The following is a 26,172-nucleotide window of genomic DNA, read 5'->3' on the forward strand; positions in this document are numbered from 1 at the left end:
TGTAACTTTTTTACCCTTCGCAACTTCTTCATAAACAAACTCAAGAAATTCCAAGAAATTCCTTAATTTCGCACTCTTATTAGAAAAGACAGAAAATGAAAGCGAAATTTCCTGAGTATAAAGGACTTGACTTACCAAAAGTGGCGGAAGAAATTCTAAACTATTGGCAAGAAAATAACATCTTCGAAAAGAGTGTAACTTCTAGAGAAAACGCAACACCTTTTGTGTTTTTTGAAGGACCTCCTTCTGCAAACGGACTTCCAGGAGTTCACCATGTTTTGGCAAGAGCTATTAAAGATATTTTTCCTCGTTATAAAACCATGAAAGGCTTTCAGGTTAAAAGAAAAGCCGGTTGGGATACACATGGTTTGCCAATAGAACTGGGCGTTGAAAAAGAACTAGGAATTACCAAAGAAGATATTGGAAAAACTATTTCTGTAGAAGATTATAACGCCGCTTGTAGAAAAGCTGTTATGAAATATACAGATGTTTGGAATGACCTAACCAATAAAATGGGGTATTGGGTAGATATGGAAGATCCGTATATTACCTATGAACCTAAATATATGGAATCTGTTTGGTGGTTGTTAAAACAGATTTACAACAAAGAATTAATTTACAAAGGATATACAATTCAGCCATATTCGCCAAAAGCGGGTACAGGTTTAAGTTCTCACGAGCTAAATCAACCAGGAACTTATCAAGATGTAACAGACACAACAGTTGTTGCGCAGTTCCTATCCCCAACCCATTCCAAAGGAAAGGGAGCTGAAAACGATATTTATAAAGCATTCAAATTAGAGCATGATTTGGAAGTCCTTCCCTCTGGGAAGGATTTAGGATGGGATTTTTATTTCCTAGCTTGGACCACAACTCCTTGGACGTTACCAAGTAATACGGCACTTACGGTTGGACCTAAAATAGAATATGTTTTAGTAGAAACGTTTAATCAATATACTTTTGAACCAACAAAAGTTGTTTTGGCTAAAAAATTAGTTGGGAAACAGTTTGACAAAAAATTTGTTCAAGTTGAAGATTTTTCAGCAATAGAAAGTTTTAAGTCTACAGATAAAAAAATTCCTTTTAGAATTTTAGCCGAATGTAAAGGAGCAGATTTAGTTGATATTAAATACGAACCCGTTTTAAATTACTGTTTGCCAAATGACAATCCGCAAGATGCTTTTAGAGTAATTGCAGGAGATTTTGTAACCACAGAAGACGGAACAGGAATTGTACATACAGCACCCACTTTTGGGCAAGATGATGCAATGGTTGCCAAACAAGCAACACCAGAAATTCCGCCAATGTTGGTAAAAGATAGTGATGGTAATTTAGTTCCATTAGTAGATTTACAAGGTAAGTTTAGACCAGAAATGGGCGAGTTTGCTGGTAAATATGTAAAGAACGAGTATTATGAAGATGGTGAAGCGCCAGAAAGATCTATTGATGTTGAACTGGCTATTAAACTAAAAACAGAAAACAAAGCCTTTAAAGTAGAAAAATACAAACACAGTTATCCAAACTGTTGGCGTACAGATAAACCAATTTTATACTATCCATTAGATTCTTGGTTTATTAAAATAACCGATGTTAAGGATAGAATGCATAGCTTAAACAAAACCATTAACTGGAAACCAGAATCTACAGGAACTGGACGTTTTGGTAATTGGTTAGCAAATGCAAACGATTGGAATTTATCGCGTTCTCGTTATTGGGGAATTCCGTTGCCAATCTGGAGAACAGAAGATGGTAAAGAAGAAATTTGTATTGGTTCTGTTAAAGAATTAAAAGAAGAGATGAAAAAATCTGTAGCAATGGGATTTATCCCATTGGATATTTTCGAAGATTTTGAAGTTGGAAATAATTCTGAAGAAAACTATGCCAAAATAGATTTGCATAAAAATATTGTTGATGAAATTGTGTTAGTTTCTTCAACTGGGCAACCTATGAAACGCGAAAGCGATTTAATTGATGTTTGGTTCGATTCTGGTTCTATGCCGTATGCACAATGGCATTACCCGTTTGAAATGCCCCCTCAATCCCCCAAAGCGGGACTTTCTAGCACGCCCAAATATCAAACTGCTAGAAAATCTTCTTATTCTTTAATGAATAAATTGAAAAAAGAGCGATTAAAAAACCCTACTGAAGCAGAAAAAATACTTTGGGATGCTTTAAAAACGAAGCAATTAAATGGTTTTAAATTTAGAAGAGAACATATTATAGACGAATATATTGTAGACTTTGTTTGTTTAGCACAATGTTTAGTTGTTGAAGTTGATGGAGGTTATCATACAAAAGAAGAGGTTAAAAAAGCAGATGTATTTAGAACTGAATTTCTAAACGATTTAGGTTATAAAATAATCCGATTTACAAATGAAGAAGTAATAGGAGATTTGGATGCTGTTTTAGAGAAAATAGCTCACGCATTGAGTTTTTCCCCTTTGGGGAAATTAAAAGGGGCATTTCCTGCAGATTTTATTGCAGAAGGAGTAGATCAAACACGTGGTTGGTTTTATACATTACACGCAATTGCAACCATGGTTTTTGATTCTGTAGCGTATAAAAACGTAGTTTCTAATGGTTTGGTTTTAGATAAAAACGGACATAAAATGTCTAAACGTCTAGGGAATGCAACAGATCCTTTTACAACACTATCAACCTATGGGGCAGATGCAACACGTTGGTATATGATTGCAAATGCAAATCCTTGGGACAATTTAAAATTTGATTTAGATGGAATAGAAGAGGTAAAACGTAAGTTTTTTGGAACTTTATATAACACCTATTCGTTCTTTACTTTATATACAAATATTGATGGTTTTTCTTATGAAGAAGCAGATGTTGCTTTAGAAGATAGACCAGAAATAGACCGTTGGATTTTATCAGAATTACATACTTTAATTAATAAAGTTGATAAGTTTTATGAAGATTACGAACCTACTAGAGCTGCAAGAGCAATATCAGATTTTACACAAGATTACTTAAGTAATTGGTATGTACGTTTAAGTAGAAGACGTTTTTGGAAAGGAGACTATCAATCAGATAAAATTTCTGCTTACCAAACATTGTACACGTGTATGATTACCATAGCAAAGTTAGGTGCGCCAATTGCTCCATTTTTTATGGACAAACTTTACAAAGACTTAACCACTACTACACAAACAGAGCAATTTGAAAGTGTACATTTGGCAGAGTTTCCAAAGTATGATGCTAGTTTTGTAGATAAGAGTTTAGAGCGTAAAATGGAAAATGCACAAATAATCTCTTCTTTAGTTTTATCATTAAGAGCAAAAGAAAAAATAAAAGTGCGTCAGCCTTTGCAAAAAATTATGATTCCTGTTGATAGTGAACAACAGAAGGAAGAAATTTTAGCGGTTGCAAACTTAATTCAGAACGAAGTAAACATAAAAGAGATTCAAATTTTAGACGATGCTTCAGATATCTTAATCAAACAAATAAAGCCTAATTTTAAAACATTAGGACCAAAATTTGGAAAAGATATGCGTTTTATTGCTGCTGAAGTTCAGAAATTTAATCAAGAAGATATTAACAAAATAGAGAAAGATAAAAACATTCTTCTTGTTGTTAATGGAAAAAATATTACTTTGGGACTCGAAGATGTAGAAATATCATCAAAAGATATAGAAGGTTGGCTAGTTGCTAATGAAGGTTCGTTAACAGTAGCTTTAGATGTAACCATTACAGATGAATTGCGTAAAGAAGGAGTTGCCAGAGAATTGGTAAATAGAATTCAGAATGCACGTAAAGACACAGGTTTAGAGGTTACGGATAAAATTAAGCTTACAGTTTTAAACTATAAAAGCTTACAGCAATCTATTACTGAGAATAAAACATATATTATGAGTGAAACATTAACCAAAGAATTGGTTTTTGTTGATGAATTAAAAAATGGTACAGAAATTGAATTTGATACCATTAAAAGTAGAATATTAATAGAAAAAATATAAAATTATGTCGGACGTTAAATTAAAATTTTCAGACGATGACTTGCAAGAGTTTAAAGCACTAATTGAAGAAAAAATTGCGAATGCAAAAGATGATTTAGCATTGTTAGAGAGCGCTTATAAAAATAATGCGGATAATGGTACAGAAGATACTTCGCATTCATTTAAATCTTTTGATGAAGGTTCAGATACAATGGCAAAAGAAGCCAATGTTCAGCTAGCTATTAGACAAGAGAAATTTATTAGAGACCTAAAAAATGCATTATTACGTATCGAAAATAAAACTTACGGAATTTGTAGAGTTACTGGTAAATTAATTCAGAAAGAGCGTTTAAAGTTAGTACCTCATGCTACTTTAAGCATAGAGGCTAAAAGAAAACAATAGGTTATTACCTACAGTAAAATATAGTATAAGGCTATTTAAAAAGTACAATTTTAGTGCTTTTTAAATAGCTTTTTTTTGTAGGATTATTTTACAGAAATCTTTTAAATTTTGATAAGTGGATATGTGTTCTTACCTGAATTAATGAACTTATAAACACGTTTTATAAAATCAGAAATTATAAAAGTAGCTTTATTTAACAATTTTAAAATAAAAAAGTCCTAACTATTTTAATGGTTAGGACTTATTAATTTTATAAAAGTTTCATTTCTTAATTGTTCATTAAGAAATCTTTCAAATCTTGGTAAGTTGAAGCTTTAAAAGCCACTTTTTTATTATTGATAACTTTTTTAATCTGTGCAGGAATTTCTACTGTAACAGGTAAAGTTTCTTCCACAACATCTAAAAATTTAACGGGATGAGCAGTTTCTAAGAATACGCCAAATTCGTTCTCTTTTAATCCGTGTTTTTTTAATCCTAAATAACCAACTGCTCCGTGCGGATCTGCAACATAACCAGAATTCGCGTAGATTTCTTTCATGGTGGTTCTTGTTTCATCATCAGAAAAACTATAAGATGAGAAAGCCTTTTTAAGCGCTTCTAAATCATTATTAAACAATTCTTGTATTCTGATAAAGTTACTTGGGTTACCAACATCCATAGCGTTAGAAATAGTTGCTTTAGATGGTTTTGGCTTGTAAATACCATCAACTAAATAATTAGGTACCGTATCGTTTACATTGGTAGAAGCTACAAAATGTTTAATTGGTAAACCTAATTTTTGAGCCATCATTCCTGCACAAATATTTCCGAAATTACCACTTGGCACAGAAAAGATTAAATCTTTATTTTTTTTATGTAATTCTTTATATGCAAAGAAAAAATAAAACATTTGAGGCAACCAACGCGCAACGTTTATAGAGTTTGCAGAGGTTAATGTTTTGGTAATTTCTTCATCTAAAAAAGCAGTTTTTACCATTTCTTGGCAATCATCAAAAACACCGTCTACTTCTAAGGCCGTAATATTTTGCCCTAAAGTTGTTAGTTGTTTTTCTTGAATGTCACTTACTTTTCCTGAAGGATATAAGATGACAACATTTACGCCTTTTGCCCCTAAAAATCCGTTGGCAACTGCGCCGCCAGTATCGCCAGAAGTTGCTACTAAAACAGTAACTTCATCATCATTGTCTTTGTTGAAATATTCTAAACATTGCGCCATAAATTTTGCACCAACATCTTTAAAAGCCATGGTTGGACCATGAAACAATTCTAAAGAAGCAATGTTATCATCTACTTTTACCAAAGGAAAATCGAAAGAAACGGTATTTGCTACAATCTCTTTTAATGTTGACGTCGGAATTTCATCGCCTACAAATTGTTTAATTACTTCGTATGCAATTTCATGATTAGAATAATCAGAAATATTTTCGATAAAATCTTTTGAAAGTTGTTGAATGTTGTCTGGAAAATAAATTCCTCTGTCTTTTGCAAGACCTTCTACAACGGCGTTTTTAAAAGTTGATTTTGGCGATTTATGATGTAAACTGTAATAGTTCATTGTATTTAGAATTTAGGTTTTAGTAATAAGTATTTAGTGTTTTTATTTGCTAACAACTAGATACTAATCACTATTTACTATTTATTATTTTCATTCCTTCAGGATTCACTTTTGAAATAAACATTTCAAAGTCAATACCTGTGTTTTTATAACTTTCTTCGATACTGTTGTACACTTCTTTGGCAACTTTATCTCCTTTACAAAGCGCAAAAATTGTTGGACCAGAACCGCTAATTCCTGCACCTAAAGCACCTGCTTTTATGGCTGCGTTTTTAACATCGTCAAAAAACGGAATTAAACTTTTACGCACAGGTTCTACAATAATATCTACCAAAGAGTTGCTAATTAATTCGTAATTATCAGAATATAGTCCGCTAATTAAACCACCAACGTTTGCCCACTGCGTAACGGCATCTTTAAGTGCAATTTCTGTAGGTAAAACTTCTCTAGCATCTTTTGTTTTTACTTCTACCTGCGGATGAATGGCCACAACTCTTAATTCACTAGGAACCGGCAATTTAATAATTTCTAAAGGATGATAACTTCTCACTAAGACAAAACCACCATAAATAGCTGCAGAAACATTGTCTGCAATTGGTGTTCCGCAAGCAACTTCTTCGCCAAACATTGCAAATTTTGTTAATTCTAATTCAGAATAGATATTTCCTAAAAGTTGATTTGCGCCAAAAGCGGCGCCAGCAGCACTTGCAGCAGAACTACCTAATCCGCTTCCAGGAGAAAATCCTTTGTGAATTGTTAGCTCAATTCCGAAATCTGCATTTGCTTCATTCAGTATTTTTTTAACAACAGCACTTGCAGCATTTTCATCAACATTATAGGTTAAATTTGCGCCAGTAATATTGGTTATTTTAACGCCTTTTTCGGTTGTTTTTGTAAAGGTCATTTCGTCTCCAACTGCATCTACAGCAAAACCCAGAGAATCAAATCCGCAAGAAACATTGGCAACAGTAGCGGGAGCAAATATTTTTAAATAATCCATATTTTTTAGTTTGCAGTTTGCAGTTTGCAGTCTCAGTTTTCAGTCAGTTGCTAACTGAAAACTGCTACTGCCAACTGAATGCTTTTTATTTATTCCCTATTCTAATTACATCCGCAAAAATACCAGAAGCAGTAACATCTGCACCAGCACCAGCACCTTTTATTAATAATGGGTTTTCTGGATATCTGTCTGTAAAAAATAAAACGATATTATCACTTCCTTCTAAATTGTAAAAAGGATGATCAGACGGAATGTGTTGCAAACCTACATTTGCTTTTCCATCTACAAATTCTGCTACATATTTTAATCGGCAATCTTTGTCGTTTGCTTCTTTAAATATATTTTGAAAATGCGCTTCGTTCTTTGTAAGTGAAGCGTAAAAATCATCATTATTGGTTGTTTTTAAACTGTTTTCAGGTAAAAAGGCATTGTTTTCAATATCTGCCAATTCTAATTGATAACCACTTTCTCTGGCTAAAATTAAAATTTTTCTAGCTACATCAACACCACTTAAGTCAATTTTAGGATCTGGTTCTGTATATCCTTCTTTTTGAGCTGCGGCAACCACATCATGAAAAGTTGAATCTGCATTAAAATTATTAAATACAAAATTTAAACTACCAGACAATACAGCTTGAATTTTATGAACTCTATCTCCAGAATTAATTAAATTCTTTAAGGTATCTATAATTGGTAAACCTGCGCCAACATTTGTTTCAAATAAGAAAGAAGCATTGTATTTTCTAGAAACTTGTTTTAAGGTTTTGTAATTATCAAAACTAGAGGCACAAGCTATTTTGTTACAAGTAACTACAGAAATACTTTCGCGTAAATATTTTTCATATATTTCAGAAACTTGCTGATTTGCAGTGTTGTCTACAAAAACACTATTGATAAGATTGCTTTCTTTTACTTTTTTATGAAAACTATCTAGAGTTGTAGGTTCTCCGTTTTCTAAAACTTCTTTCCAATTTTTTAAATTAATTCCTTCAATATTAAAAGCCATTTTTCTAGAATTAGCAATTCCGATAACTCTAATATTTAGTTTTAAATTTTCTTTTAAGAATTTCTTTTGTTGATGTAATTGTGCCAAAAAGCGCTCACCAACATTACCAACACCGGTAACAAACAAGTTTAGTTGTTTTGTTTTTTCTTCAAAAAATTGTTGATGTAAAGTATTTAAGGCTTTTTTTGCATCGCATTTATTAATTACTGCAGAAATATTTTTTTCTGAAGAACCTTGTGCAATTGCTCTCACATTTACATTGTTTCTACCTAAGGCGCTAAACATTTGTCCGCTTAAACCTTGGTAATTTTTCATGCTTTCTCCAACCACTGCAATTATAGCCAAATCATTTTCTACAATAACTGGCTTTATTTTTTTCTTTTTTATTTCTATGCTAAAAGTATCGTCTAAAATTGATTTTGCTTTTGCGGCATCATTTTCAAAAATACCTACACAAATTGAGTGTTCTGAAGATGCTTGAGTAATAAATACAACATTTATTTTTGCTACAGAAAGTGTTTCAAATAAGCGTTTAGAGAAACCAGGAATACCAACCATTCCGCCGCCTTCTAAAGTTATTAAGCTAATGTCTTCTATATGAGAAATTCCTTTTACTTCGTTTCCGTTTTTAGGATCTTTACAAATTAATGTTCCCGCACTTTCTGGCTCAAAAGTATTTTTAATTCTAATGGCTATTTCTTTTCGTAATGCAGGTTGAATTGTTGGTGGATACAAAACTTTTGCTCCAAAATGAGACAATTCCATAGCCTCTTCATACGATATTTCTGAAATTGGGTAGGCTTGTTTTACAACTCTAGGGTTTGCAGTAAACATACCAGAAACGTCTGTCCAGATTTGTAATTCATTTGTTTCTAATGCTGCCGCATAAATGGAAGCAGTAAAATCAGATCCGCCTCTACCCAAAGTGGTAGTTTCTTCTGCTTCGTTAGAAGAGATAAAGCCACCTAAAACAATTACTTGGTGTTTGTTTTCTTTAAAGAAGGAAGTAATGTTTTTATTCGTGATTTTAAAATTTACTTGAGCATCTAAATACTCATTATTGGTAATGATTAAATCTCTACTTTCTTTATGGTCTGCGTCAAATAATTCTTTTGCTGCATTAGCAATAATGTAAGACGAAAGTCTTTCGCCAAAACTATATACTTTTGCTAAGGTTTTATGCGATAATTCTTGTAACAAGAAAATTCCTTCATAAATAGACAATAATCTGTCAAATAAATAGGTAACTTCTTCGTGAACCTCTTTTTTGTTTTTAGCAATTAAATCATCAACTACTTCAAAATGAATTTGTTGAATAGATGCTAACGTTTCTTTAGCAGCCGTTATATCTTCTAAAGCTTCATTAGCACCAGCTAATAATTTATCGGTAGTTTTTCCAAAAGCAGAAACAACTACTGCAATTTTTTCTTTTTTAGATGCTGCCTCAACAATTGCTAAGACTTTTTGTATTTTTCCTGAACTTGCGACAGATGAACCGCCAAATTTTAATACTTTCATTTCTAATGAATAGTTTGTGTAATTAAATATTTTATTGAGTTTGTTTCGTTGTTATGCGAAACAATAGTTAACCTTGAGTGATATGAATATAGCAGAACCCCTAAAGGGTAATTGTTGTATTTGTGCGTGTAATTGTGCGCATAGAAGTATAAACTACATCTGTAGTTTTTGAAGAATTAATATGTGTATTAGATAAATTCACGCAACAAAAATAATAGTATTATTTAATTTTATAGGGGTCAGTGGAGATTATTTCTTTTATTTTATAAATTTATATAGTATTGTTATAAATTCATTGGTTAAAATGTTGTTTTCTTATTTTTTAGTACGATGTTTTATTTTTTCTTTAATAATTAAAGCAATTGGCTTGTTTTCTATCTTACTTTCTAGCCAAGATAAAATGTCTAAGTACAAGAATGCTCTTTTTTCATACGGATGATTTTCGAACGTTTTTAATTTGGCGTGTATTTTTTTAAACTCATTTTTTATTTCATGAGGAAAAACATCACTTAAATCTCTAATAGAAGTAAGAAACACTTTTTGTACTTCTTGTAAATTCTCCATTTTTAGTAGAAATTTATAGGTGTCTACAAATTGTCTTTCTAAGTCGTAATCCAAACCGCATTCGTAATGCGCTATTAAATTTAAAATTCGTGCAAAACATTGTAAATCTTCCGCAGAACCAATGTTTTTAGATTTAATTATTTTCTGTAAATAGGCAATACATAGTTTGTTTTTACCCATTCCAAAATACAAACAAGCAATTTTGTAATATAATAAAACAATAAAATGGTTATCAAGTCTGTTTTTAAACTTGTCTATTTTGTTGTTGATAATATCAACCAAATATTCTCCTTTTTCAAAAGATCCTTCTAAAAAGTGTAAATGAAGTTTGTTAGAATACAAATACAAGAAAATTAACAACTCTGTATTGGTATTTAACGGAATTTCTTTTCGATCTATTTCTGCTTCAAAAAAATTGAGTTCGTTTGTAAAAGTAGTTACTTTTTTTACTAAAAAAGAAGCCTCTAATAAATAGTTTTTAGATTTTAAATAAAAAACAGGATGTAAATTAATATGCTTTGGGCTGTTAAATAAATCTACACATTTACGTGCATACTTGTAGCTCATTAGAAAATCCTGAATTAAAAAACTATGCCATAAATGTGCTTTATATAACCATAGTTTTTCGCGAAAACCAAATTTCTGAAAGTCATATTTTGGCATTCTATCATTAAAATATTGTTCAACAAATTGTAGCTCTTTTATATTTTTTACATAGCCATTTTGTATTAAATGACTGTAAAGTTGTAATGATAAATTAGATAGTTTACTAGCAATTACATTGTCTTGACTTAGTTCTTTTGCTTGTATACAAAGTTGATCTGCTCTATTACTTAAACTTCTTGTAATGTATTGTGTTTCTATTACTTTTTCTAGTTCTACAATTTCGTAGGCAATGTTTTTTTCTTCATTGTCTAAAGCCATATTTTTGGCTTTTTCTAAGAGTTTTAAACTTTGTTTGTACAATCCTTTTTGATATAACACCGTGGCAAAATCTAATTGTTCTCTAATTTGAATTCGTACATTTTTATGTGCAGGATTCAATCTTAAACTGATTAAAATTTGTTTGTATAAATGTGCTTTAAGGTTAGATAGTTGTTGTTTAGAAACAATACCACTTCCTATAATAACCTTTTCATTATAGACTTTTAGTTTTTCTAAAAATTTAAATAAGGAAAAAAATTTAGCATCAATATTACCATCTAATCTACCAACATAGAGATTAAATTGTCTTTTTTCTGATTTAGTTAAAGACTTAATTAAAACAAAAAGAGCATCATTTTGATGATTGGCTGATGTAGCACTTTTACTCATAAGAGTTTGATAATTAGATGATTGTGTTTTTTTAAAGGATATTAGAAATCGTATAGATTTGTAAAAATAAGTATTTATTTTAATCTCATTATCTATATTTGATTATAATTTAAGATAATCTTTACTAAAAATATGCAAGATAATAAAGTTCAAATTTTTGACACTACATTAAGAGACGGGGAACAAGTGCCTGGCTGTAAGCTAGATACGTCCCAAAAATTAGTAATTGCTGAAAGGTTAGATTTATTAGGCGTTAATGTTATTGAAGCTGGTTTTCCGGTTTCTAGTCCTGGAGATTTTAATTCAGTTACAGAAATTGCAAAAATTGTTAAAAATGCAACCGTTTGTGGGTTAACAAGGGCGGTAGAAAATGATATAAAAGTTGCAGCAGATGCTTTAAAGTTTGCAAAATATCCAAGAATTCATACGGGTATAGGTACAAGTGATTCACATATACAATTCAAATTTAATTCAACAAGAGAAAAAGTAATAGAACGCGCTGTAAAAGCTGTTTCTTATTCAAAGTCTTTTGTTGAAGATGTAGAGTTTTATGCAGAAGATGCTGGAAGAACAGGTAATGAATTTTTAGCTAAAGTTTGTGAAGCGGTCATAAAAGCCGGTGCTACAGTTTTAAATATACCAGATACTACAGGATATTGTTTGCCAGAAGAATATGGTGCAAAAATGAAATATTTACGTGAAAACGTAAGAGGAATAGAAAATGTAATCCTTTCATGTCATTGTCATAATGATTTAGGCATGGCAACTGCAAATTCTATTGCTGGTGTAATTAACGGAGCGCGTCAAATAGAATGTACTATTAATGGTATAGGAGAACGTGCAGGAAATACAGCTTTAGAAGAAGTTGTTATGGTATTAAAACAACACCCATATTTAAACTTAGAAACAAGTATCAATACAAAATTATTGTATGATACTAGTATTATGGTTCGAGAAAGTATGGGAATGCCAGTACAGCCAAACAAGGCTATTGTTGGTGCAAATGCATTTGCACACAGTTCAGGAATTCATCAAGATGGCGTTATAAAAAACAGAGAAACATACGAAATTATGGATCCTGAAGATGTTGGTGTTACCGAAAGCGCCATTGTGTTAACAGCAAGAAGTGGTAGAGCGGCTTTGGCGTATAGAGCAAAAAAAATTGGTTATGAATTAACTAAAGTACAGTTAGATGTTGCTTACGTTGCCTTCTTAAATACAGCAGACGCTCAAAAAGAAGTAAAAGATGAGGATATTCATTTGATAATGAAAGAAGTTAGTAAGACATCAAAAATAATAATAGCATAAATAAAAAATAAACTTTGTCTTCATTGGTAGCTGTAATTTTTGAATATTATTCAATAATTACAGCTACCTTTGTGTTTTTTAATGAGATATTTAGTAATAAGATGAAATATACAATCGCTGTAATTCCTGGAGATGGTATTGGACCAGAAGTAATTAATCAATCTATAAAGGCATTAGATGCCATTGCAGATGTTTATGATCATATTTTTATATACAAAGAGGCAGAATTGGGCGCTAGCGCAATAGAAAAAACAGGAGACCCTTTGCCAGAAAAAACTATTGAAATTTGTAAAAATGCAGATGCCATTTTATTTGGCGCAATAGGAGATCCTAAATATGATAATGATCCGGCGGCAAAAGTAAGACCAGAACAAGGATTATTAAGATTGCGAAAAGAATTAGGTTTGTTTTGCAATGTAAGCCCGGTAAAGGCCTATGACAAATTAATAAAAAACTCTCCGCTTAAAGAAGATATTATTGCAGGTACAGATCTTGTAATCTATAGAGAATTAACAGGCGGAATTTATTTCGGAGAAAAAGAATTAAGTAAAGATGAACAATCAGCTTTTGATATTTGCTCATATAATGTAAAAGAAATCTCTAGAATAACTCATTTGGCGTTTAAAGCAGCACAAAATAGACGCAAGAAAGTAACGTTAATAGATAAGGCAAATGTATTAGAAACGTCTCGTTTATGGAGAAAAACAGTTACAGAAATAGCAAAAGAATACAAAGATGTAACTTTAAATTTTCTGTTTGTAGATAATGCTTCCATGCAATTAATATTAAATCCAAAACAGTTTGATGTAATTTTAACAGAAAACTTATTTGGTGATATTATTTCTGATGAAGCTAGTGTTATTGTAGGTTCTATAGGTTTATTAGCATCATCATCAATCGGAGAAAAAAACGCGTTGTTTGAACCAATTCATGGCTCATTTCCGCAAGCAATTGGCAAACAAATTGCAAATCCGTTAGCATCAATTTTATCAGCATCAATGATGTTAGATTATTTAGGTCTTAAGGAAGAAGCAGACGCTATACAAAGAGCAGTAAGAAAATCGTTAGTTTTAGAAATAACAACAGCAGATATACAAGGTATTACTACCTTTTCTGCAACAACCGCAAAAGTAGGAGATTTTATAGCAGATTATATCTTGCATCAAGAAGATAGCAATATGAATTTTAAAAACATTCATATGGGACAAAGTACCATTATCTAAAAAAAAAGAATAGTTGCGTATTTAAATATAATTTGTAATATTTACAGCAATGAAAAAACAAGTATTAAATATTATTGCTATTATCAATGTCTACGTACTTATTACGAATTGATAAGAAGGTTCTATTTATAATTTTTATAAACAAACCTTCCATTAAATGGGAAGGTTTTTTTATGAATTTATTTTAAAGATTGAATGTCATATTAAAAACAATCTAAACAACTGTTAATCAATTGTTTAATATGTTTTTTCGACACCTGAATTTAAAGAATATTATTGAATTTTATTCAATAAAAATACAGAAACATAGTAATTTAGACAACAAATTGAAGAAATCATTAAATGAAACTAAATAAACACAGTAGCAGATTAACACAAGATGAATCTCAACCTGCATCACAAGCAATGTTGTATGCAGTAGGTTTAACAGATGAAGATATGAGCAAAGCTCAAGTTGGTATTGCAAGTACAGGTTATGATGGAAACCCATGTAACATGCACTTAAACAACTTAGCAGCAGAGGTTAAAATAGAGTGTAAAATTGCAGATTTAGTTGGTTTAGGATTTAATACAATTGGGGTTTCAGATGGTATTTCTATGGGAACTTCTGGTATGAATTACTCGTTAGCTTCAAGAGATATTATTGCAGATTCTATAGAAACTGTAATGAATGCTCAAAGTTACGATGCTTTAGTTTCAGTGGTAGGTTGTGATAAAAATATGCCAGGAGCAGTTATTGCCATGTTGCGTTTAAATCGTCCGTCTATTATGATGTATGGTGGTACAATTGCATCAGGAAACTACAAAGGAAAAAAATTAAATATTGTTTCTGCTTTTGAAGCTTTAGGTCAGAAAATGGCGGGAGAGATAGAAGAAGATGAATATAAAGAAATTATAAAAAGAGCTATTCCGGGTGCTGGAGCTTGTGGAGGTATGTATACAGCAAACACCATGGCTTCTGCAATAGAATGTATGGGTTTTTCTTTGCCTTATAATTCATCAATACCAGCAGAAAACCCAAATAAACTTTCTGAAGCGGAAAGAACGGCTATTGCTATTAAAAACTTATTAGAATTAGATTTAAAACCTTTAGACATTATTTCTAAAAAATCTTTAGAAAATGCCATTGCTTTGGTAAATGCTTTAGGAGGTTCTACAAATGCAGTATTGCACTTTTTAGCAATTGCACATGCGGCAGAAATTGAGTTTACCTTAGAAGATTTTCAAAGAGTTTCAGACAGAACTCCATTAATTGCAGATTTAAAACCATCTGGAAAATACTTAATGGAAGATGTTCATGGAATTGGTGGTACGCCAGCAATCATGAAATATTTACTAGAAAACGGTTATTTACATGGAGATTGTATGACGGTTACTGGTAAAACATTAGCAGAAAATTTAGAAAATGTAGAAGCAATGGAATTTGATGATCAAGATGTAATTTATCCAACGGATAAAGCATTAAAATCATCTGGTAACTTGCAAATTTTATATGGAAATTTAGCAGAAGAAGGTGCTGTAGCAAAAATTTCTGGAAATGAAGGATTGCTTTTTGAAGGAAAAGCAGTGGTTTATGACGGAGAACAAGCTGCAAATACGGGAATTATAAACGGTGAAGTAGAAAGAGGAGATGTAGTCGTCATTAGGTATGTTGGACCTAAAGGAGGACCAGGAATGCCAGAAATGTTAAAACCTACTTCTTTAATTATGGGAGCAGGTTTAGGAAAATCTGTAGCTTTAATTACAGATGGTCGTTTTTCTGGAGGAACGCATGGTTTTGTGGTTGGGCATATTACACCAGAAGGACAAGAAGGAGGAACTATCGGAATTCTTAAAACTGGTGATAAAATTAGAATTAGTGCAGAAGATAACTCTATAAATGTTTTACTTTCTGATGAAGAATTAGCTGCAAGAAGAGAAAATTGGGTTGCACCTGCATTAAAACACAAAAAAGGAATTTTATACAAATACGCAAAATCAGTAGCATCAGCATCTAAAGGATGTGTTACAGATTTATAACAAGAATTAAGAATCAAGAATCAAGAAATAAGAGTTAAGAAATAAGACAAGAGAATATTTTAATCTTTGTTCTCTTCTCTTTATTCTTTTATCTAAATAAGAAATAATATGGAAACACAAACCATAAAAAACAAACAAAACACAGCAAAAGTTACAGAAAGGATTTCTGGTAGCGAGGCAATCGTAAGATGCTTAATTGCTGAAGACACAAAAATAATTTATGGATATCCTGGTGGAGCAATTATGCCAGTGTATGATGAATTGTATAAATATCAAGATAAAATTCATCACGTTTTAACACGTCATGAACAAGGAGCAACACATTCTGCCCAAGGATTTGCAAGAATTTCTGGTAAAGTAGGTGTTTGTATTGCAACTTCTGGGCCAGGAGCAACCAATTTAATTACTGGTATTGCAGATGCACAAATAGACTCTACACCAATGGTGTGTATTACGGGTCAGGTTTTTTCTCATTTGTTGGGAAGTGATGCATTTCAAGAAACGGATATTGTTGGTATTTCTACACCCGTAACAAAATGGAATTGTCAAGTTACCAAAGCATCTCAAATACCTGAAGCAATTGCAAAAGCTTTTTACATTGCAAAAAGTGGAAGACCAGGACCTGTTTTAATAGATATTACAAAAGATGCTCAAATAGAAGAGTTTGACTTTTCGTATGAAAAATGTACAAAAGTAAGAAGTTATAATCCAGTTCCTAATACAGATATTTCTTCTGTAGAAGCTGCAGCTAAATTAATTAATGAAGCTAAAAAGCCGTTAGTAGTTTGGGGGCAAGGAGTTGTTTTAAGTGAAGCAGAAGAAGCTTTTAAAGCTGTAATTGAAAAAGCAGGAATTCCATCTGCATGGACAATTTTAGGGGCTTCTGCAATTCCTACTTCACATCCATTAAATGTGGGTATGGTTGGTATGCATGGTAATTATGCGCCTAATGTTTTAACAAATGAGTGTGATGTATTAATTGCTATTGGTATGCGTTTCGATGATCGTGTTACGGGTAGTTTAAGTACTTATGCAAAACAAGCCAAAGTAATTCACTTTGAAATTGATCCTGCAGAGATAGATAAAAACGTAAAAACAGACGTAGCTGTTTTAGGAGATGCAAAAGCAAGTTTAGAATTGTTATTGCCTTTATTAAATGAGAATTCTCATCCAGAATGGCGTCAAAAATTTGCAGACTTATATGCTATTGAGTACGAGAAAGTAATTAAAAACGATTTATATCCTACAAAAGAAGGAATTACAATGGGTGAGGTTTTAAAAGAAATCAACATTCAGAGTAAAGGAAATGCAGCAATTGTAAGTGATGTTGGTCAACACCAAATGATTGCTTGTAGATATGCAGAGTTTAACCAAACAAAAAGTAATATTACATCTGGTGGGTTAGGTACAATGGGCTTTGGTTTGCCAGCTGCAATTGGTGCTAAAATGGCGGCTCCAGAAAGAGAAGTAGTTTCTATTTCTGGTGATGGTGGTTACCAAATGACGATTCAAGAATTAGGAACTATTTTTCAGCAAAAAGCAGCGGTAAAAGTAGTGGTTTTAAATAACGATTTCTTAGGAATGGTACGTCAGTGGCAACAATTGTTTTTCGATAAACGTTATGCATCAACAGAAATGGTAAATCCTAATTTTGTTGCTATTGCAGAAGGGTATTATATCAGAGCAAAAAAAGTTACAAAGCGTGAGGAATTAGCTGCTGCTGTAGAAGAAATGATGGCAAGTAAAGAAGCGTATTTCTTAGAGGTTTGTGTAGAAAAGGAAGACAATGTGTTTCCAATGATTCCTACAGGGGCGAGTGTATCGGATATAAGACTAGAATAATAAAGAATTAAGATAAGTGAATAAAGAACAAAGAGTAAAGAGAAAAGTAATTGAGAGCTTTGAAACTTTAAACTTTAAACCTTGAACTTAATATTATGAGTACAGAAAAACAATTTTACACAGTATCTATTTATACTGAAAATAATATAGGATTGTTGAATAGAATTTCAGCAATTTTCCAAAGAAGGCATATAAATATAGAGAGTTTAAATACGTCTCCATCAGAAATAGCAGGTGTTTCTAAATTTACTATTGTTGTAAGTATGACAGAAGTAAATATTAAGAAAATTATTGGTCAAATAGAAAAGCAAGTAGAGGTTATTAAAGCGTATTATCATAATGATGATGAAACAATTTATCAGATTTCTGGATTGTTTAAAATCAAATCTGAATTATTATTTGAAGAACCTCAGATTCAAAACATCATTAAAGAGAGTCACGCAAGAATTGTAACTGTAAATACAGAATTTTTTGTCCTAGAAAAATCAGGAAAGAAACAAGAAATTGTAACATTATACAATCAATTAAGTGTTTTTGGTATTATGCAATATACACGTTCAGGACGTGTTGCTATTACCAAAGAAGAAATGAAAATATCAGCATTACTAGAAACATACAACAACTAAAAAAAGAGTATAGAAAAAAGAGTTTAGACGGATATAACCTGTCTTTTTTCTTTTCTCTAAAATCTTACATCACAAACAAAAACAATAAAAATGTCAAATTATTTTAACACATTAACATTAAGAGAAAAATTAGAGCAATTAGGAAAATGTCGTTTTATGGACTCTTCAGAATTTGAAGACGGAGTAGAAGCATTAAAAGGGAAGAAAATTGTTATTGTAGGTTGTGGAGCACAAGGTTTAAACCAAGGTTTAAATATGAGAGAATCTGGTTTAGATATTTCTTATACATTAAGACAGGCTGCTATCGAACAAAAAAGACAGTCTTATATCAACGCATCTTCAAATAATTTTGAGGTAGGTAGTTATGAAGAAATGTTACCAATTGCAGATGTGGTAATTAATTTAACACCAGATAAGCAACATACAAATGTTGTAAATGCAGTAATGCCTTTAATGAAAAAAGGAGCTACATTGTCTTATTCTCATGGTTTTAATATTGTTGAAGAAGGAATGCAAGTTCGTGAAGATTTAACTGTAATTATGGTGGCGCCAAAGTCTCCAGGATCTGAAGTTAGAGAAGAATATAAAAGAGGATTTGGTGTGCCAACATTAATTGCGGTTCACCCAGAAAATGACCCACAAGGAAAAGGTTGGGCAGAAGCAAAAGCGTATGCAGTTGCAACAGGTGGTGATAAAGCAGGAGTTTTACAATCTTCTTTTGTTGCTGAAGTAAAATCTGATTTAATGGGAGAGCAAACTATTTTATGTGGTTTGTTACAAACAGGAGCAATTTTATCTTTTGATAAAATGGTGGAAGAAGGAATAGAAGCTGGTTATGCTGCTAAGTTAATTCAATATGGTTGGGAAACTGTAACAGAAGCTTTAAAGCATGGTGGAATTACAAATATGATGGACAGATTGTCTAATCCTGCAAAAGTAGAAGCTTTTAGATTATCAGAAGAATTAAAAGACATTATGCGTCCGTTGTTTCAAAAACACATGGATGATATTATGACAGGTCATTTCTCTCAAACAATGATGGAAGACTGGGCTAATGATGATAAAAACTTATTAACTTGGAGAGCTGCAACAGGCGAAACTGCTTTTGAAAAACAAGAGATTACAAGTGATGAAATTTCTGAACAAGAATACTTTGACCACGGAACTTTATTAGTTGCTTTTGTAAGAGCTGGTGTAGAATTAGCTTTTGAAGCAATGACAGAATCTGGAATTATAGATGCATCTGCATATTATGAGTCTTTACACGAAACGCCATTAATTGCTAATACAATTGCAAGAATGAAATTGGCAGAAATGAACCGTGTAATTTCTGATACTGCAGAATATGGTTGTTATTTATTTGACCATGCTTGTAAGCCTTTATTAACAGATTTTATGAAAAATATAAAAACGGATGTTATTGGTAAATCTTTTAGCTCAGAAAACGGAGTTGATAACCAAGAGTTAATTAGAATTAACAAAATTATTAGAAATCATCCTGTAGAAAAAGTAGGAGAAAGATTAAGAACTTCTATGACTGCTATGCAAGTTGTAAAAACGGCATAATTAACATAATTTTTTTTATAAAAACCTGTCAGATGTAATTGTCTGACAGGTTTTCTTTTTATATTCGACCTATGCAAACAAAGCCTATGTATTACCCAAGTTTAGAAAACATAAAAGCAGCTGCAAAAAACTTAAAAGGTGTTGCTGTTGAAACTCCGTTGTATAAAAATTTGAACCTGTCAAAAGAACTAGCGGCAACAATTCTTTTTAAAAGAGAAGACTTACAAGTGGTACGTTCTTATAAAATTAGAGGAGCATACAATAAAATGTCTTTTTTAACTTCGGATGAAAAACAACGCGGAATTGTTTGTGCAAGCGCCGGTAACCATGCACAAGGTGTTGCTTTATCTTGTAAATTATTGAAGATTAAAGGAACTATTTTTATGCCCTCTCCAACACCAAACCAAAAAATTAACCAAGTAAAAATGTTTGGTGAAGATTTTATTAAAATTGTAATAGAAGGAGACACTTTTGACGACGCCTCTGATGCTGCAAAATTAGAGTGTGATTCTAAGAACAAAACCTTTATTCATCCTTTTAATGATGAAAAAGTAATAGAAGGTCAGGCAACGGTTGGTTTAGAAATTTTACATCAAGCTAACATAAAAATCGATTATGTTTTTGTGCCCATTGGCGGAGGTGGGTTATCTGCAGGATTGTCTTCAGTATTCAAATACCTATCACCAGAAACCAAAATAATAGGAGTTGAGCCAGAAGGAGCACCTTCTATGTTAACATCTCTTAGAAATAAAGAAAATACTTTGTTAGAGACCATAGATTCTTTTGTGGATGGTGCAGCAGTAAAAAAAGTGGGCGATTTAAATTTTGCTATTTGCCAGCATAACTTAGCAGAAGTAATTACGGTTCCTGAAGGAAAAATTTGTCAGACCATTTTAGATTTGTACAATAAAGATGCTATTGTAGTAGAACCTGCAGGTGCTTTAAGTATTGCTGCCCTAGATTTTTTTGCTGATAAAATAAAAGGAAAAAATGTGGTTTGTGTGGTTAGTGGTAGTAATAACGACATTACTAGAACTGCAGAAATTAAAGAACGTGCTTTGTTATACGCAAATCTAAAACATTACTTTATTGTAAAATTTCCACAAAGAGCAGGAGCTTTAAAAGAGTTTGTTGTAGAAATTTTAGGCCCGAATGATGATATTACTCATTTTGAATATACAAAGAAAAATAATAGAGCTAATGGATCTGCCGTTGTTGGTTTAGAACTGCAATCTTCCAAAGATTTAGAGCCTTTAATTAAAAGGATGAAAGAAAATAATTTCTTTGGCGACTACTTAAATGACAAGCCAGATTTATTTCAATTTTTGGTGTAATTATATTGAATTTTTAAATTAAAATATGGTTAAAACCGCGAAATCCTTTTCGTGTTTTAAATAGTATATAAGATACTTTACAGTTATTTTTAGTTAATTTTGGATCATAAATAATACGCTATTTATTAAATAAACTATTATTATGCCATTTATAGAAAATTAAATTATGAAAAAACAATTTACAGAAATACCAGAAGCATATAAAATTACATCACTTTTAAATCAAAAATCTTATTTGGTAAGTGGTGAGTTAAAAGAATGGAAAGGCGAATTTACAGAAGTGTATTCTTCCATTTCATCAACTAAAGAATACAAACCAACTTTGTTAGGAACGGTTCCTAATTTAACAGGAGAAGAAGGGTTAGAAGCTTTAAATTCTGCTTATAAAGCGTATGATAAAGGGCAAGGTTTATGGCCAACAATGAGAGTTGCAGACAGAATTGAATGTATGGAAGAGTTTGCAGAGCAAATGAAAACCAAACGTGATGAAATTGTAAAACTGTTAATGTGGGAAATTGGAAAAACATTACCAGATTCTGAAAAAGAATTTGATAGAACCGTAGAGTATATTTACGATACCATTGAAGATTACAAACAAATGGACAGAAATTCTGCTAAATTTCAAAAAAATAGCGGCGTGTATGCACATGTAAGAAGAGGGCCATTGGGTGTTGTTTTTTGTTTAGGTCCTTATAATTATCCTTTAAATGAAACATTTGCATTATTAATCCCTGCATTAATTATGGGAAATACTGCTGTTTTTAAACCTGCAAAACACGGCGTTTTATTATTGTCTCCATTAATGGAAGCTTTTCAAAATAGTTTTCCAGAAGGTGTTGTAAATGTAATTTTTGGTAGAGGTAGAGTGTTGGCAACGCCAATTATGAAAACTGGTAAAGTAGATGTCTTAGCTTTAATAGGTAACAGTAAATCTGCAAATGCTATTCAAGCAAATCATCCTTTTAAAAATAGATTGCGTTTGGTTTTAGGTTTAGAAGCTAAAAACCCTGGAATTGTTTTACCAAATGCAGATTTAGACTTGGCAATTGATGAATGTATTTCTGGTGCAACTTCTTTTAATGGACAACGTTGTACAGCGTTAAAAATATTATATGTTCATGAACATATTGTAGATAAATTTAACAAACGTTTTGCAAAAAGAATAGATGCCTTAAAGTTTGGAAATCCTTGGGAAAATGGTGTAAAATTAACGCCTTTACCAGAACCAGGAAAACCAGCATATATACAAGAGTTAATTGATGATGCAACAGCAAAAGGAGCCAAAATTATTAATAAAAAAGGAGGCGTAACAACTGATAATTATATTTTTCCTGCAGTTTTATATCCAGTCTCTAAAGACATGAGAGTTTTTCAAGAAGAACAATTTGGACCAGTAACACCAATAGTTTCTTTTAAAAATATTCAAGAACCTTTAGATGATATGGCAGAATCTAATTACGGACAACAAGTAAGTGTTTTTGGTAGCGAAGTAAAAACCTTAGCGCCATTAATTGATACTTTGGTAAACTTGGTGTGTAGAGTAAATTTAAATAGTGCAGCTCAGCGTGGCCCAGATGTATATCCGTTTACTGGAAGAAAAGATTCTGCGGTTGCTACTTTAAGTGTACATGATGCATTGCGTTCTTTTTCAATTAGAACTTTTGTGGCTTCAAAAGATACGCCATACAACAATGCTATTTTGGCAGAATTATTAGATAAAAAGACTTCTAATTTTATAAGTACAGATTATCTTTTATAATAGATATTAACTATAATAGTTCAAAAAAATCTCCATAGCTTTATGGAGATTTTTTGGTTTTTATGTTTCCGTTTGGCGGTGTACTTTATTGATAGTTTTCTAACTATTAATTAAAACGCACAATATTATTACAATGCAACATTTGTATCGTTGTCTTCTTTCTTTCAAGGAAACTACCGCGCCTTTATCAACAGAGAAAAAATAGACTTCTTTAGGCATCAAACTAAAAAACAGGACAAAGGGGTTTGCTAACAAGTTTCATTTTAAATTTCTATTAAAAACTAAACTTATAAAGCGTAAGTTTTTGTAGTTTTATAACTTCAATATTTTTACTATGTCAGATCAAAAAAGAGTTTTTTTAGTAGATGCTTTTGCATTAATTTTTAGAGGATATTATGCATTTATTAAAAACCCAAGAATTAATTCTAAAGGCTTAGATACTTCTGCAATAATGGGATTTATGAATTCGCTTTTAGATGTAATAAAACGTGAAAGACCAGACCATTTAGCGGTTTGTTTTGATAAAGGAGGTAGCGCAGATAGAGTAGAAATGTTTGAAGCCTACAAAGCCAATAGAGATGAAACACCAGAAGCAATTAAAATTGCTGTACCTTATATTCAAGAGATTTTAAAAGCCATGCACATACCAATAATGGTAAAAGAAGGTTTTGAGGCAGATGATGTAATAGGCACACTTTCTAAACAAGCAGAAAAAGAAGGGTATAAAACGTATATGGTTACTCCTGATAAGGATTTTGCACAATTAGTATCGGAAAATATTTTTATGTACAAACCACGTTTTGGTGGCGGTTATGATATTTGGGGAGTTCCGGAAGTACAAGCAAAATTTGAAGTGGAAAGACCAGAACAAGTAATAGATTTCTTAGGAATGATGGGAGATGCTTCTGATAATATTCCGGGGTTGCCAGGAGTTGGAGAAAAAACTGCAAAAAAGTTTTTAGCAGCTTATGGTTCTATGGAAAACTTGTTTGAGAACACACACGAGTTAAAAGGAAAAATGAAGGAAAAAGTAGAAGGCGCAAAAGAATTAGGCTTGCTTTCTAAAAAACTAGCAACAATAATGTTAGATGTTCCGGTTACTTTTGATGCCAAAGATTTTGAATTAGACCAACCAGATATTGAAAAAGTAACAACGCTTTTTAACGAGTTAGAATTTAGAAATTTATTAACCAATTTCTTAAAAACCTTTGCCGATGAAAATGCTGAAAAAGTAAATTCTGTAGAAAGTTCTTCAAATACAACTGAAAAGTCAGAACCTAAAAAAGCGGCTCCAACCCCAGAAGGTCAGTTTGATTTATTTGCGGCGCCAGGATCAGGAAGTGTTTCTGAAAAAGAAGTAGCATCCGGATTTAAAACTATAGAAAACACCAATCATTTTTATCAACATATAGATACACCTTTATCAAGAAAATTATTATTAAAAAAGTTATTGCAACAAACCTCAGTGTGTTTTGATACTGAAACTACAGGCTTAAAAGCTTTAGAAGTTGAGTTAATTGGAATTGCTTTTTCTTTTGAAGTTGGTAAAGGATATTATGTTTCGTTTCCAGAAAATCAAGAAGAAACATGTGCAATTTTAGAAGAATTTCGTCCATTTTTCGAATCGGAAATAGAAAAAATAGGCCACAATTTAAAATACGATATTAAAGTATTATCAAACTATAATATGCCTGTTAAAGGAAAGTTGTTTGATACCATGATTGCCCATTATTTAATAAATCCAGATATGCGTCACGGAATGGATATGTTGGCAGAAACCTATTTAAATTATCAACCTGTTTCTATCACAGAATTGATTGGTAAAAAAGGTAAAAACCAATTGTCTATGCGCGTGGTTCCTTTACATGACCAAACAGAATATGCCGTAGAAGATGCAGATGTTACACTTCAGTTAAAAGAACATTTTACCAAAGAATTAGAAAGTGGTAATGTTACCAAGTTGTTTAATGATGTAGAATTGCCTTTGGTTTCTGTTTTAACAGCTATGGAAATTGAAGGAATTAATATTAATATTGATTTCTTAAAAGAAGTATCCATTGCCTTAACGGATGATATAAACAGACTTGAAAAAAATATTTACGAAAAAGCAGGAGAAGAGTTTAATATTGGTTCGCCTAAGCAATTAGGGATTGTTTTGTTTGAGAAAATGGAATTGGTTAAAAAACCTAAAAAGACAAAAACGGGTCAGTATAAAACAGGAGAAGATATCTTGTCTTTCTTAGCAAAAGACCATGAAATTATTAGAGATATTCAAGAATATCGTCAATATAAAAAATTACAAAGTACTTATGTAGATGCCTTGCCAAATGAGGTAAATCCTAAGACAGGAAGAATTCATACAGTGTATGCGCAAGCAGTTGCTGCAACGGGGCGTTTAAGTTCTAATAACCCTAATCTACAAAACATTCCTATTAGAACAGAACGTGGTAGAGAAGTTAGAAAAGCATTTATTCCAAGAGATGAAAATCATGTGTTGTTAGCCGCAGATTATTCGCAAATAGAATTGAGAATTATTGCAGCTTTAAGTGAAGAAGAAAACATGATAGAGGCTTTTAAAAATGGCGAAGACATTCACGCATCTACGGCAGCAAAAGTTTTTAATGTTCCTTTAGAAGAAGTTACACGCGAACAACGTAGCAATGCAAAAACGGTAAATTTCGGAATTATTTATGGGGTTTCTGCCTTTGGTTTAAGCAACCAAACCGATTTGAATAGGAGTGAAGCCAAAGAATTGATAGACACTTATTATGAAACTTACCCAAAATTAAAAATGTACATGTCTGCTCAAGTAGATTTTGCTAGAGAACATGGGTATGTAGAGACGGTTTTAAACAGGCGTAGGTATTTAAAAGACATCAATTCTAGAAATGCAATGGTTAGAAGTGGTGCAGAAAGAAATGCTGTAAATGCACCAATACAAGGTTCTGCCGCAGATATTATTAAACTGGCAATGATACATATTTACAATAGGTTTGAGAAAGAAGGTTTTAAATCTAAAATGTTATTACAAGTGCATGATGAATTGGTTTTTGATGTTCATAAAGACGAGTTGGAAATCATTAAACCAATTATAAAATACGAAATGGAGAATGCTTTTAAAATGAGCGTACCTTTGGATGTTGAAGTAGGCATTGGAGAAAATTGGTTACAAGCTCATTAGAAAATAA

Annotated in this window: 15 protein-coding genes; 11 read left to right on the forward strand and 4 right to left on the reverse strand. The window is 31.8% G+C overall.

Annotated features, from left to right (window positions below):
- Positions 1–95 precede the first annotated feature (95 nt).
- Positions 96–3,968: an isoleucine--tRNA ligase gene (ileS, locus tag ACSHW5_RS03315; RefSeq protein ID WP_435674690.1), complete on the forward strand. Its 3,873-nt coding sequence runs from the start codon at positions 96–98 to the stop codon at positions 3,966–3,968.
- Between the two features lie 4 nt (positions 3,969–3,972).
- Entirely contained in the window at positions 3,973–4,350 is a 378-nt protein-coding gene (locus tag ACSHW5_RS03320) for a TraR/DksA family transcriptional regulator (RefSeq protein WP_435674691.1), read from the forward strand.
- 268 nt (positions 4,351–4,618) lie between these two features.
- On the opposite strand, the gene thrC is transcribed toward ACSHW5_RS03320, so the two are convergent.
- From thrC to ACSHW5_RS03340, 4 genes are all read right to left on the reverse strand, one after another.
- Positions 4,619–5,905, reverse strand: coding sequence for a threonine synthase (thrC, locus tag ACSHW5_RS03325; RefSeq protein WP_435674692.1), 1,287 nt, complete (start codon positions 5,903–5,905; stop codon positions 4,619–4,621).
- 70 nt (positions 5,906–5,975) lie between these two features.
- Positions 5,976–6,905 (reverse strand): homoserine kinase, encoded by a 930-nt coding sequence (locus ACSHW5_RS03330; RefSeq protein WP_435674693.1) that lies wholly within the window; start codon positions 6,903–6,905, stop codon positions 5,976–5,978.
- Positions 6,906–6,990: 85 nt separating this feature from the next.
- The gene (gene thrA / locus ACSHW5_RS03335) at positions 6,991–9,429 is read right to left on the reverse strand and encodes a bifunctional aspartate kinase/homoserine dehydrogenase I (protein WP_435674694.1); all 2,439 of its coding nucleotides are present in this window, start codon (positions 9,427–9,429) and stop codon (positions 6,991–6,993) included.
- Positions 9,430–9,744: 315 nt separating this feature from the next.
- Complete coding sequence (locus ACSHW5_RS03340; RefSeq protein ID WP_435674695.1) at positions 9,745–11,307, reverse strand: hypothetical protein; 1,563 nt, start codon at positions 11,305–11,307, stop codon at positions 9,745–9,747.
- 132 nt (positions 11,308–11,439) lie between these two features.
- Between ACSHW5_RS03340 and ACSHW5_RS03345 the strand changes: the two genes are divergently transcribed.
- The 9 genes from ACSHW5_RS03345 to polA all read left to right on the forward strand — a co-directional run bounded on the left by ACSHW5_RS03345 (position 11,440) and on the right by polA (position 26,165).
- The gene (locus tag ACSHW5_RS03345) at positions 11,440–12,615 is read left to right on the forward strand and encodes a 2-isopropylmalate synthase (protein WP_435674696.1); all 1,176 of its coding nucleotides are present in this window, start codon (positions 11,440–11,442) and stop codon (positions 12,613–12,615) included.
- A gap of 101 nt (positions 12,616–12,716) precedes the next feature.
- Positions 12,717–13,838, forward strand: coding sequence for a 3-isopropylmalate dehydrogenase (leuB, locus tag ACSHW5_RS03350; protein ID WP_435674697.1), 1,122 nt, complete (start codon positions 12,717–12,719; stop codon positions 13,836–13,838).
- A 342-nt stretch (positions 13,839–14,180) separates the two neighbouring features.
- The gene (gene ilvD, locus ACSHW5_RS03355) at positions 14,181–15,857 is read left to right on the forward strand and encodes a dihydroxy-acid dehydratase (protein ID WP_435674698.1); all 1,677 of its coding nucleotides are present in this window, start codon (positions 14,181–14,183) and stop codon (positions 15,855–15,857) included.
- A 108-nt stretch (positions 15,858–15,965) separates the two neighbouring features.
- Positions 15,966–17,699: a biosynthetic-type acetolactate synthase large subunit gene (gene ilvB, locus ACSHW5_RS03360; protein WP_435674699.1), complete on the forward strand. Its 1,734-nt coding sequence runs from the start codon at positions 15,966–15,968 to the stop codon at positions 17,697–17,699.
- Between the two features lie 95 nt (positions 17,700–17,794).
- Complete coding sequence (gene ilvN / locus ACSHW5_RS03365; protein ID WP_435674700.1) at positions 17,795–18,325, forward strand: acetolactate synthase small subunit; 531 nt, start codon at positions 17,795–17,797, stop codon at positions 18,323–18,325.
- Between the two features lie 90 nt (positions 18,326–18,415).
- Positions 18,416–19,891: a ketol-acid reductoisomerase gene (ilvC, locus tag ACSHW5_RS03370; RefSeq protein ID WP_435674701.1), complete on the forward strand. Its 1,476-nt coding sequence runs from the start codon at positions 18,416–18,418 to the stop codon at positions 19,889–19,891.
- 71 nt (positions 19,892–19,962) lie between these two features.
- The gene (gene ilvA, locus ACSHW5_RS03375) at positions 19,963–21,225 is read left to right on the forward strand and encodes a threonine ammonia-lyase IlvA (protein WP_435674702.1); all 1,263 of its coding nucleotides are present in this window, start codon (positions 19,963–19,965) and stop codon (positions 21,223–21,225) included.
- 166 nt (positions 21,226–21,391) lie between these two features.
- Positions 21,392–22,984, forward strand: coding sequence for an NADP-dependent glyceraldehyde-3-phosphate dehydrogenase (locus tag ACSHW5_RS03380; RefSeq protein WP_435674703.1), 1,593 nt, complete (start codon positions 21,392–21,394; stop codon positions 22,982–22,984).
- A gap of 334 nt (positions 22,985–23,318) precedes the next feature.
- Positions 23,319–26,165, forward strand: a complete 2,847-nt coding sequence (gene polA, locus ACSHW5_RS03385) for a DNA polymerase I (protein WP_435674704.1) — start codon at positions 23,319–23,321, stop codon at positions 26,163–26,165.
- The last annotated feature ends 7 nt before the right edge of the window (positions 26,166–26,172 follow it).

It is taken from the genome of Polaribacter sp., assembly GCF_051251875.1.
Taxonomy (GTDB): domain Bacteria; phylum Bacteroidota; class Bacteroidia; order Flavobacteriales; family Flavobacteriaceae; genus Polaribacter.

Excerpts from the sequence above, each read along its gene's own strand:
- ileS (WP_435674690.1), top strand. The coding sequence starts at position 96 with ATGAAAGCGAAATTTCCTGAGTATAAAGGACTTGACTTACCAAAAGTG.
- ACSHW5_RS03320 (WP_435674691.1), top strand. The coding sequence starts at position 3,973 with ATGTCGGACGTTAAATTAAAATTTTCAGACGATGACTTGCAAGAGTTT.
- thrC (WP_435674692.1), bottom strand. The coding sequence starts at position 5,905 with ATGAACTATTACAGTTTACATCATAAATCGCCAAAATCAACTTTTAAA.
- ACSHW5_RS03330 (WP_435674693.1), bottom strand. The coding sequence starts at position 6,905 with ATGGATTATTTAAAAATATTTGCTCCCGCTACTGTTGCCAATGTTTCT.
- thrA (WP_435674694.1), bottom strand. The coding sequence starts at position 9,429 with ATGAAAGTATTAAAATTTGGCGGTTCATCTGTCGCAAGTTCAGGAAAA.
- ACSHW5_RS03340 (WP_435674695.1), bottom strand. The coding sequence starts at position 11,307 with ATGAGTAAAAGTGCTACATCAGCCAATCATCAAAATGATGCTCTTTTT.
- ACSHW5_RS03345 (WP_435674696.1), top strand. The coding sequence starts at position 11,440 with ATGCAAGATAATAAAGTTCAAATTTTTGACACTACATTAAGAGACGGG.
- leuB (WP_435674697.1), top strand. The coding sequence starts at position 12,717 with ATGAAATATACAATCGCTGTAATTCCTGGAGATGGTATTGGACCAGAA.
- ilvD (WP_435674698.1), top strand. The coding sequence starts at position 14,181 with ATGAAACTAAATAAACACAGTAGCAGATTAACACAAGATGAATCTCAA.
- ilvB (WP_435674699.1), top strand. The coding sequence starts at position 15,966 with ATGGAAACACAAACCATAAAAAACAAACAAAACACAGCAAAAGTTACA.
- ilvN (WP_435674700.1), top strand. The coding sequence starts at position 17,795 with ATGAGTACAGAAAAACAATTTTACACAGTATCTATTTATACTGAAAAT.
- ilvC (WP_435674701.1), top strand. The coding sequence starts at position 18,416 with ATGTCAAATTATTTTAACACATTAACATTAAGAGAAAAATTAGAGCAA.
- ilvA (WP_435674702.1), top strand. The coding sequence starts at position 19,963 with ATGCAAACAAAGCCTATGTATTACCCAAGTTTAGAAAACATAAAAGCA.
- ACSHW5_RS03380 (WP_435674703.1), top strand. The coding sequence starts at position 21,392 with ATGAAAAAACAATTTACAGAAATACCAGAAGCATATAAAATTACATCA.
- polA (WP_435674704.1), top strand. The coding sequence starts at position 23,319 with ATGTCAGATCAAAAAAGAGTTTTTTTAGTAGATGCTTTTGCATTAATT.